1 protein-coding gene is annotated in these 10,848 nt (G+C 69.1%); it reads right to left on the reverse strand.

Annotation, left to right across the window (positions count from 1 at the left end):
* A partial coding sequence (locus Q0P60_RS20415; protein ID WP_294997419.1) for a non-ribosomal peptide synthetase occupies positions 1-10,848 on the reverse strand: 10,848 nt, incomplete at both ends.

Consider the following 10,848-nt stretch of genomic DNA (forward strand, 5'->3'; position numbering starts at 1 on the left):
GGTTGAGCTCGCCGTAGCTCAGACGCAACTCACCCTGTACAACGGCCAATGCTTCGGGCGATTGAGCCTCGACCAACGCGTGCACGGTCTGCCCTTGCGGGTAGTCCACGGCCGTGGCATTGAAACCTTCAAGCACCTGGCCTCGCTGCGCACCGTCGAGGATGGGCAGCCTGTCGACCTGCGCCGCGCCACCCTGCTCCAACGCCTGGATCAGTTGGCTCACGGCAGCGGTCATCCAACCTGCGACCCGTTCGGCACCAATCCCCAACTGGGCCAGCACGCTGAGGCTGAAGCCTTCCCCGTGGTCGTCCACGCTCAGGGTCAGCGGGTAATTGCTGCGTTCTTCACCGCCCAGCTGATGCATGCCCTGGAACCCTGAAGCATCCACACCGGCCTTATCCGTCGGGCTGTGACGGTAGTTGAGCAAGGCACTGAATAGCGGCGCCGAGGCCGGCACGCCGCTGCAACGCTGGGCCAACGCCAATGACGCATGCTCATGCCCGAGCAGCGCCGACAGCCGCTGGTGGGTGGCCTGCACCGCGGCGCGGGTGCCCTTGGCGGTGTCGATGCGCAGCGGCAAGGTATTGATGAACACCCCCAGCGCCCGGTCGGCGCCCTCGCCGCCTTGCAGGCGGCCCATCAGCACGGTGCCGAACACCACGTCGCGACGCCCCGCCAGCACACCCACCACGCGTGCCCAGGCCAGGTGCATCAGGCTCGCGGCGCTGACCCCAAGGGCCCTTGCCTGCTCGCGCACCCGGCGCGACAAGGCCGGATCCAGCGGCAGGCGCGACTCCTCGATATCGCGCCCGTCGCCCTGCACATCGGCCAGGCCCATCGGCAGGGTGGGCTCGTCGACATCGCCGAGCATGTCGCGGAAGAACGCCTCGTGCCCCGCCTCGGCGGCGCCCAGGCGTACCTGGGCCACGTAGGTGCGGTACGGCACGGGCGCGCTCAACAGGTGCTGGCGACCGGAGAGAATCGCCTGCAGCTCGTGGACGATCACCTCCATCGCCGTGTGGTCCAGGGCCAGGTGGTGGAAGTGCAGGACGGCCACCACCCGCTGCAGGGCCGGGTCCAAGGCGTACGTCAGGCGCAGCAGCGGCGCCTGGGTCAGGTCCAGGCGTTGCAGGCGGGCATCGAAGTGCGCGTGCAACCGCTCGATCACCGCCTCTTCGCCGAGCCCGGTGACTTCGTTGACTGCAAGCTGGGCCTGGCGCCAGACCACCTGCACCGGCTCGCCCAGCCCTTCCCAGACCACCGAGGTGCGCAGGATGTCGTGGCGGTCAATGACCTGTTGCAGGGCTTCGGCGCAGGCCTGCAACCGATCCAGGCTGTCGAAGGCAAGGCGGGTCTGCAATAGGTATGGGTCACCCTGCTCGGCACTGAGGTGGTGGAAGAGGATGCCTTCCTGAAGCGGCGCCAACGGGTAGATTTCCTGCACGTTGGCCGGCCCCCCCGGCACGGTGGCGACGATACGATCGATGCTGGCCTGGTCCAGGTCGATCAGGCTGAGCATGTCCGGGGTGATCTGCGTCGCACCTTGCGGCACACGGTTCTCAGGCACTGCCACTTCACGCCCGGAGCCAACAGCAGCCGCCAGCGCAGCCAGGGTCGGCTGGGCGAACAGCACGCGCACGTCGGCATCCAGGCCGGCCTTGCGCATGCGCTCGATCAGGCTCACCGCGAGCAGCGAATGGCCGCCCAGCTCGAAGAAGTGGTCATGGCGACCAACCTGCTCGACCTTGAGCACTTCGGCCCAGATCGCGGCCAGCGCGGTTTCGATCTCACCTTGCGGCGCCTCGAAGGCACGGCTGACCAGCGCCTCGCTGCCCGGCTGCGGCAAGGCGCGGCGGTCAAGCTTGCCGTTGGCGGTCAGCGGCAGCGCATCCAGCTGTACATAGGCCGACGGCAACATGTAGTCCGGCAGTTGGCCTTGCAGTTGCTGGTGCAGTTCGGCAATTGCCTGATGGCCAGTGAAATAGGCCACCAGGCGCTTATCGCCCGGCGCGTCCTCCCGCACGATCACGGCGGCATCACGCACACCTGGACATTCGCCCAGACGCGCCTCGATCTCGCCCAGTTCGATACGGAAGCCACGCAGCTTGACCTGCTGGTCAGCACGGCCCAGGTAACGCAGGGTACCGTCGGCCTGCCAGCTCACCAGGTCGCCGCTGCGGTACATCGTGCCGCCGTTGAACGGATCAGGCAGGAAGCGCTCAGCCGTCAGTTCCGGCTGGCCCAGGTAGCCCAGGGCCACGCCGTCACCGGCGATATACAACTCGCCCACCGCCCCCACTGGCAGCAGTTGCTGGCGGGCATCGAGCACATAGCAGCGGCTGTTACCGATCGGCTTGCCAATCGGGATGCTGCCCTCGCCCACCGCGGTGATTTCGTGGGTGGTGCTGAAAGTAGTGGCCTCGGTCGGGCCGTAGCCATTGAGCAGGTGTTGCGGCGCGCCATCGCGCAGTACCCGGGCGATCACCGCCGGGTCCAGCACATCGCCACCGACCATCAGGTAGCGAAGCGCTCGGAACGCCGGCAGCAGGTCGTCGGCGAACTGGTGGAACAGGCCAGCGGTCAGCCACAGCACGGTGACGCCCTGCTCCAGCAGCACTTCGCGCAGGCCCTGGCGCGACAGGACCGTGTCCTGGTCGATCACCACCACCGCGCCGCCGTTGAGCAGTGGCGCCCAGACTTCCAGGGTACTGGCGTCGAACGCCGGGTTGGAGGCGAAGGCCACGCGGTCCTGGCTGTTGAAATCGGCAAAGCCGTTGTTGATCACCAGGCGCACGATGGCCCGGTGCGGCACCTGCACGCCCTTCGGCGTGCCGGTGGAGCCGGAGGTGTACATGATGTACGCCGCGCTGCCGGCGTCCACCGCCAGGCCCAACGGCGCATCCGCGTAACCGCTCAGGTCGAGGCGGTCGAGTTCGACCCGGCGCGCGCCCTCCACTTGCGGCTGGTCGCTGTGGGTCAACAGCAGTCGCGCCTGGCTGTCGGCCACCATGAACGCCTGGCGCTCGGCCGGGGCGTTGCCGTCCAGCGGCACGAACACCGCCGCGCATTTGCTCACCGCCAGCTGGGCCGCCAGCAGGTCGAACGAACGTGGCAGCAGCAAGGCCACCCGATCGCCAGCCCGCACGCCCTGCTCCAGCAGGTACCCGCCCAGCCGGCTGGCCTGCCGGTCGAGCGCCTGGTAGCTCCAGCGCCGCGTGCCATGGGCCACCGCCAGCGCATCCGGGCAGGCCTTGGCCTGCGCCTCGAACAGGGCATGCACGGGCAGGTCGCGGGGATAGTCGCGACGGGTCGCGTTGAACTGCCGCGCCACGCGCTCGCGCTCGGCGTCCGGCAAGGCGTTGATACCGTTCAACGGCGCCGCCGGCGTGTCCGCCAGGGTATCGACCAACCGCGCCAGGGCCGTCTGCAGCAGCTGGCAGACCAGTGCCCCCTCCACTTGCGGCACCGCCTGCACGGTCATGATGAAACCGTCACCCAGGTCGTCGACGCTGACCACCAGCGGGTAGTTGCTGCGCTCATGGGCGGCCAGCAGTTCGATGCCCTGCCAAGCCTGTGCGCGCTGCGCCCCGGTCGCCGCGCTGTGGCGGTAGTTGAGCAGGCTGGTGAACAGCGCCTGGGAGGCCGGCACACCGCTGCAACGCTGAGCCAGGGCCAGGGACGTCTGCTCGTTGGCCAGCAGACGCGCCAGACGCTGATGGGTCAGGCGCACGCCGTCGACCACGTCCATCCCGCCCACGCTGACCCGCAATGGCAAGGTGTTGATGAACATGCCCAACGCGCGCTCGGCGCCCTCGCCGCCCTGCAGGCGACCGAGCAGCACGGTGCCGAACACCACTTCCTCGCGGCCGGACAGTTGCGCCAGCACCTGCCCCCAGGCCTGGTGCACCAGGCTGGCGACGCTGATGCCCAGCAACCGTGCCTGCTGACGCAGGCGCAGGGCCAGTGGCTCATCCAGGCGCTCGCGGTGGTCGAGTACGTGGCTGCCGTCGCCCCGCGCCCCGCGCAGGCCGAACACTTCGGTCGGCTCGTCGATATCGCCCAGCAGTTCGCGGAACAGTGCCTCCTGCGCCTGGCTGTCGTCGCGCAGGCGAGCCTGGGCCACATAGTTGCGGTAAGGGACGCTGTCACCCTCGGGCGTGCGCCCCAGCAGCGCGTCGCCGACCTCGGCCACCAGCAGCTCCATGGCGGCGTGGTCGAGGAGGATATGGTGCAGCAGCAAGGTCGCCTGCAAGCGGCCCTTTTCCACCTGGCGGCTCAGGTGCATCAATGGTGCGCGGCCCAGGTCCAGGCGCGGGCTGTCCAGTGCCGGCTCAAGGTCCAGGCGCGCCTCGCGCCAGACCACCTGCACCGCTTCGTCGAGCCCCTGCCAGTGCACGCTGGTGCGCAGGATGTCGTGGCGGGCGATGACCTGGTTCAGCGCCGCGACGAAGGCCTCCAGCTCGGTCTGGCCGGCGAAGGCGAAGTTCAGTTGCAGTACGTAGGGGTCGACCTCGGCGCTGGCCAGGTGGTGGTAGAGAATGCCCTGCTGCAACGGCGCCAGGGCGTACAGGTCCTGGATGTTGGCCGCGCCGCCGGGGATTCTCTGCACCAGGCTGTCGAGCGCGGCCTGCTCCAACGTCGCCAACGGCAGCATGTCGGGGCTGATGCGTGTGCAGCCCGCCGGGATACGGTTGGCCGGCACCTCCAGCGTCACCTCGCCGCCCACCGCCGCCGCCAGCGCGGCCAGGCTCGGCTGGCCGAACAGTACCCGCACATCCGCCGCGAGGCCGGCCTGGCGCATGCGCGCGGTCAGGGTCACGGCCAGCAGCGAGTGGCCGCCGAGCTCGAAGAAGTTGTCATGACGACCGACCCGGTCCACGCCCAGCAGTTCGCTCCACAGCTGCGCCAGCAGGGTCTCGACTTCGCCTTGCGGCGCCTCGTAGACCTGCTGCGTGGTTTCCGGCTGTGGCAGCGCCTTGCGGTCGAGCTTGCCGTTGGGGCTCAGCGGCAGCGCCTCGAGGTAGGTGAACGAAGCCGGCACCATGAACTCCGGCAACTGGCCCAGCAGCGCTGCGCGCAGCGTGTCCGGCGCCTGCCGGGCACCGGTGTAGTACGCCAACAGGCGCTGCTCGCGGGCCAGCACCACCGCCTCCTTGACCCCTTCGATACGGGTCAGGCAGGCCTGGATTTCGCCCAGTTCGATGCGCAGGCCGCGGATCTTCACCTGGTCGTCGTTGCGCCCGAGGTACTCCAGGTTGCCATCGGCCAGGTAGCGGGCCAGGTCGCCGGTGCGGTACATCCGGCCACCGGTCCTGAGCGAGAACGGATCATCAAGGAAGCGTTCGGCGGTCAGTTGCTCGCGGTTGAGATACCCCCGCGCCACCTGCACGCCACCGATATACAGCTCGCCGGCCACGCCCACCGGTACCGGCTCGCCCTGGGCGTCCAGGACGTACAGCGCGGTATTGGCGATCGGCTTGCCGATCGGCGTGTTGTCCGGTGCCGTCACGCAGTGCCAGGCGCTGACATCCACCGCCGCCTCGGTCGGGCCGTACAGGTTGTGCAGCTCGACCGTCGGCAGCTGTGCGTGGAAACGCCGTACCAGGCTGCCGGGCAAGGCCTCGCCGCTGCACAGCACGCGCTTGAGCTGGTGCGGCAGGACTTGGCCATGGGCGAGGAACACATCGAGCATCGACGGCACGAAGTGCAAGGTGCTGACCTGCTCTTCACGGATAACCTCGCGCAGGTACTCGGGGTCACGATGTCCTCCAGGGCGTGCCATCACCAGACGGGCGCCGGTCTGCAGCGGCCAGAGGAACTCCCACACCGATACGTCGAAGCTGAACGGGGTTTTCTGCAACACCACGTCACCGGCGCCCAGCCGGTAGGCGTCCTGCATCCACAGCAGGCGGTTGACCACCCCGGCGTGCTCGTTCATCACGCCCTTGGGCAGGCCGGTGGAGCCGGAGGTGTAGATTACATAGGCCAGGTGTCGCGGGGTCAGCCCGGGCACCTGTGGGGCCTGCGCCGGCTGCGCCTGCCAGGTTGGCCGGTCGAGGTCGATCAACGTCGCCCGACTCGCCTGCGGCACGTCGCGGGTGGCGCCGTGCACCAACACCGCCCGCGGCGCGCTGTCATCGAGCATGTGACGGATGCGCTCGGCCGGATAGTCCGGGTCGACCGGGACGTAGGCGCCGCCGGCCTTGAGGATGGCCAGCAAGCCGACCACCATCGACAGGCCGCGTTCGACGCAGATCGCCACGCGATCGTCGGGTTTTAACCCCAGCGCAATCAGGTGATGGGCCAGGCGGTTGGCCTGCTCGTCGAGCTGGCGATAGGTCAGCTCGCCTTCCTCGGACTTCACCGCAATGGCCTGCGGCGTGCGTCGCACCTGGGCCTCGATCATGCCGTGCAGGGTCTGCTCCAGGTCGTACGCCACCGCCGTGTCGTTGAAATCGACCAGCACCTGGCGCCGCGCCTCGGCATTGAGCACCGGCAACCGGTTCAGCGCCTGCTGCGGCTGTTGCTCAAGCGCCAGCAACAGGCCGTCGAGCACCTGCAGCATCTGCGCGCAGACCCGCTGCGCGCCCACCTGGGCCGACACCTGCACGCCCAGGCGCAGGCCATCGCCGAAGTCATCGACGTTCAGGCTCAGCGGGTAGTTGGTGCGCCCTTCGCTGCCCAGGGTCTCGATCCCCTCCCAGGCCTGTGGCTGCGGCGCGGCGCGGGTGCTCTGGCGGTAGTTGAGCATGGCGCTGAACAGCGGCAGCGGCGCGGCCACCTGGCTGCAGCGCTGGGCCAGGGCCAGCGAGGCGTGCTCGTGGACCAGCAGCGCCGACAGCTCGCGGTGGGTGGCCAGCACGCCGTCGCGCACGCCCAACCCGTCCAGCTCGACCCGCAACGGCAGGGTGTTGATGAACATGCCCAGTGCCCGCTCGCTGCCCTCGCCGCCCTGCAGGCGGCCCAGCAACACGGTGCCGAACACCACGCGGCCCTTGCCGCAGGCCACCGCCAGCAGGCGCGCCCAGGCCAGGTGCACCAGGCTTGCGGTGCTCACCCCCAGCTGTCGAGCCTGGTCGCGCAGGCGAGCATAGCGGGCGCCCTCGAACGCTACCTCGGCCTCATCGAGGGCGCGGCCATCGCCTTGCACCTCGCGCAGGCCGAACGGCAGGCTCGGCTCGTCGATATCGCCCAGGCGGTCGCGGAAGAACGCCTCGTGCTCGGCCTCGCTGACGCCAAGGCGCGCCTGGGCCACATAGTTGCGGTACGGTACCGAGGCCGGCAACGGCTCGCTCTGCCCCAGCAGGTAGCTGCGCAGTTCGGCCTGCACCGCCTGCATGGCGATATGGTCGAGCACGATATGGTGGAACTGCAGCACCGCCTCGACCCGCTGGCTGCCCGGCTCGGTGCGGTGCAGCAGGCGGATCAGCGGCGCCTGACCAAGGTCCAGGCGCGCCAGGTGGGCGTCGTCGAGCGGCGCCAATTGCAGCGGCGCCTGGCGCCAGACCACCTGCACCGGTTGCGCCAGACCGTCCCAGAGCACTGCGGTGCGCAGGATGTCATGCCGGGCGATGACCTGCTCCAGGGCCTGGGCGAACGCCTGCAGACGCGCCGGGCTGTCGAAGCGCAGCCGCGCGCGCAGGGCATAGGGATCGGCGCCCACGGCGCTCAAGTGCAGGTAGAGGATGCCCTCCTGCAACGGCGCCAGGGGGTAGATATCCTGGACATTGGCCGCACCACCCGGCACTGCGGCGGCGATACGCTCGATGGCGGCCGGCTCCAGGTTCACCAGCGGCAGCATGTCCGGGGTGATCTGGGTGCAACCCGCCGGGATCCGGTTGGCCGGCACTGTCACCGCGCCACCCTGGCCCAGGGTGGCCGCCAGCGCTGCCACGCTCGGCTGGCCGAACAGGGTGCGTACATCCACCTGCAGGCCGGCCTGGCGCAGGCGCGCGGTCAAGGTTACGGCCAGCAGCGAGTGACCGCCCAGTTCGAAGAAGTTGTCGTGTCGCCCTACCCGCTCCACGCCCAGCAGTTGCGACCAGATCTCGGCCAGCAGCACCTCGGTCTCGCCCTGTGGCGCCTCGTACTGGCGCGCCTGCAGGTCCGGCAACGGCAGCGCCTTGCGGTCGAGCTTGCCGTTGGGGGTCAGCGGCCAGCTGTCGAGGTGGATGAACAGCGCCGGCACCATGTACTCCGGCAACCGCGCCAGCAATGCCTGACGCAGCGCGTCGGTCGACTGCGGCTCGCCACGGTGGTAGGCGACCAGGCGATCACCGCCGTGTGGATGCCGCTGGACCAGCACCAGGGCCTCACGCACGCCGGCCAAGCGGTTCAGGCAGGCCTCGATCTCGCCCGGCTCGATGCGCAGCCCGCGCAGCTTGATCTGGTGGTCGGTGCGACCCAGGAACGTCAGGCTGCCATCGGCTGCCTGGCGTACCAGGTCGCCGCTGCGGTACAGGCGCTCACCCTCGACGAACGGGCTGGCGATGAAGCGTTCGGCCTGTTGCTCCGGCAACCCCAGGTAGCCACGCGCCACCCCGGCGCCGCCGATATGCAGCTGGCCGGCGACGCCCCAGGGTACCGGCTGGTCGTGGGCATCGAGGACGTACAGGCGGGTGTTGTCGATGGGGTGGCCGATCGGCAACGCGCCAAATGGAATCGGTTGTCCGGGTTCCAGGGTCCAGACGCTGCAGTCGACCGTGGTTTCGGTGGGGCCGTAGACGTTGTGCAGGCGCACTTGCGGCAAACGCTGGCGAACCTGCCGGGCCAAGGCCTCGGTCAACTCGCCGCCGCCGCAGACGATATCGGTCAGGCTGGCGCAGGCGGCGCTGTCGTCCTGGTCGAGGAACTGCTGCAACAATGCGGGCACGAATTGCACCACGCCGACCTGCTGCTGGCGGATCAGCCCGGCCAGGTACTGCGGGTCGCGCTGGCCATCCGGCTTGGCCAGCACCAGGCGCAGCCCGCTGCACAGCGGCCAGAACAGCTCCCACACCGAGGCGTCGAAGCTCACCGGGGTCTTGTGCAGCACCGCGCCGCCGGCCGGGAACCGGCGCGCACTCCAGTGCACCAGGTTGGCCAGGTTGCGCTGCTCGACCATCACCCCCTTGGGCAGGCCGGTGGAACCAGAGGTGTAGATCACATAGGCCAGGTGCGCGCCGTTAAGCCCGGGCACCCGCGGGTCGCTGTCCGGCTGTCCGGCCCAGCTCGGTTGATCGAGATCGACCTGCGGCAACGCCGCTTCGCCGACCAGCGTCCGCGTGCCTCGTTGCACCAGCAGCGCTCGCGGCTGGCTGTCGGCGAGCATGTGGCCGATACGTTCTGCCGGGTAATCCGGGTCCAGCGGCACATAGGCGCCGCCGGCCTTGAGGATGGCCAGCAGGCCGACCACCAGCGACAGGCCGCGCTCGACACAGATCGCCACCCGGTCGTCAGGCTGCACGCCCAGCGCGATCAGGTGGTGGGCCAGGCGGTTGGCCTCGGCGTTGAGCTGGCGATAGCTCAGTTGTCCTTCCTCCGACTGCACCGCGACCGCCTCGGGATCGCGCGCCACCTGCTGCTCGAAAAACGCCTGGACGGGCTGTTCGACATCACTGGCCTGGGCCGTCGCGTTCCAGGCCTGCAACAGTTGCCCACGCTCATTGTCCGGCAATACCGGGACCGACAGCAGCGCGTGCCGTGGCTGAGCCTCCAGACCTTCGACCATGCCCTGCAACACGTACCGCATTTGCCCGCAGATCCGCTGGGCGCCGACGCTTGCCGGGGTCATCGCCACCAGACGGAAGTCTTCCCCCATGTCGTCCACACTCAAGCTCAGTGGATAGTTGCTGCGCTCCTGGCCATCAAGGAACTCGATGCCCTGCCACTGCTGGCGCCGGTCTTCGCTCGCCGCCTGGCCATGGCGGTAGTTGAGCATGGCGCTGAACAGCGGCGCCGGGGCCGGCACGCCACTGCAACGCTGGGCCAGTGCCAGCGACGCGTGCTCATGCACCAGCAAGGCACTCAGGCGCTGCTGGGTCAGGCGTAAGGCGTCCTGCAGGTCGAGGCCTGCAAGGTCCAGGCGCAGCGGCAAGGTGTTGATGAACATGCCCAGGGCCCGCTCGGCGCCCTCGCCGGACTCCAGGCGGCCCAGCAACACGGTGCCGAACACCACACGATCGGTGCCGCTGACGGCAGCCAGCAGGCGGGCGAAGGCCAGGTGGAACAGGCTGGCGGGGCTGATGCCCAGCTGCCGGGCCTGTTGCCGCAGCCGCGCGGCCAGGGTTTCGTCCAGCCACAGCCAGGCTTCCTCGACGGCCTGACCGTCGCCCTGTACATCGCTCAGGCCGTAGGGCAGCGTCGGCTCGTCGATATCGCCCAGTTGCGCACGGAAGAACGCCTCGTGCTCGGCTTGGCTGACGCCCAGGCGCGCCTGGGCCACATAGTTGCGATAAGGCACCGGGGCCTGCACCGGCGCGGCGCTGCCCTGCAAGTAGCCCAGCAACTCAGCGCCGATGATCTCCAGGGCGGTGTGATCGAGGACAATATGGTGGAACTGCAATAGCGCCTCGATGCGCTCGCTGCCGGTCAAGCCGCTATACAGCAGGCGGATCAGCGGTGCCCGGGCCAGGTCGAGGCGTTGCAGGTCTTGCCCATCCAGCGGCGCGACCAGCAGCGGCGCCTCGCGCCAGACCACCTGCAACGGTTGCGCCAGACCTTCCCAGAGCACGGCGGTACGCAATACGTCATGACGGCTGATAGCTTGGCGCAAGGCCCTGGCGAACGCCTCCAGGCGTGCCGGGCTGTCGAACGCCATGCGCGACTGCAGCACATAGGGATCGTGCTCCGGCGAGCTGAGGTGGTGGT

It is taken from the genome of uncultured Stenotrophomonas sp. (assembly GCF_945952405.1).
GTDB lineage: Bacteria > Pseudomonadota > Gammaproteobacteria > Xanthomonadales > Xanthomonadaceae > Stenotrophomonas.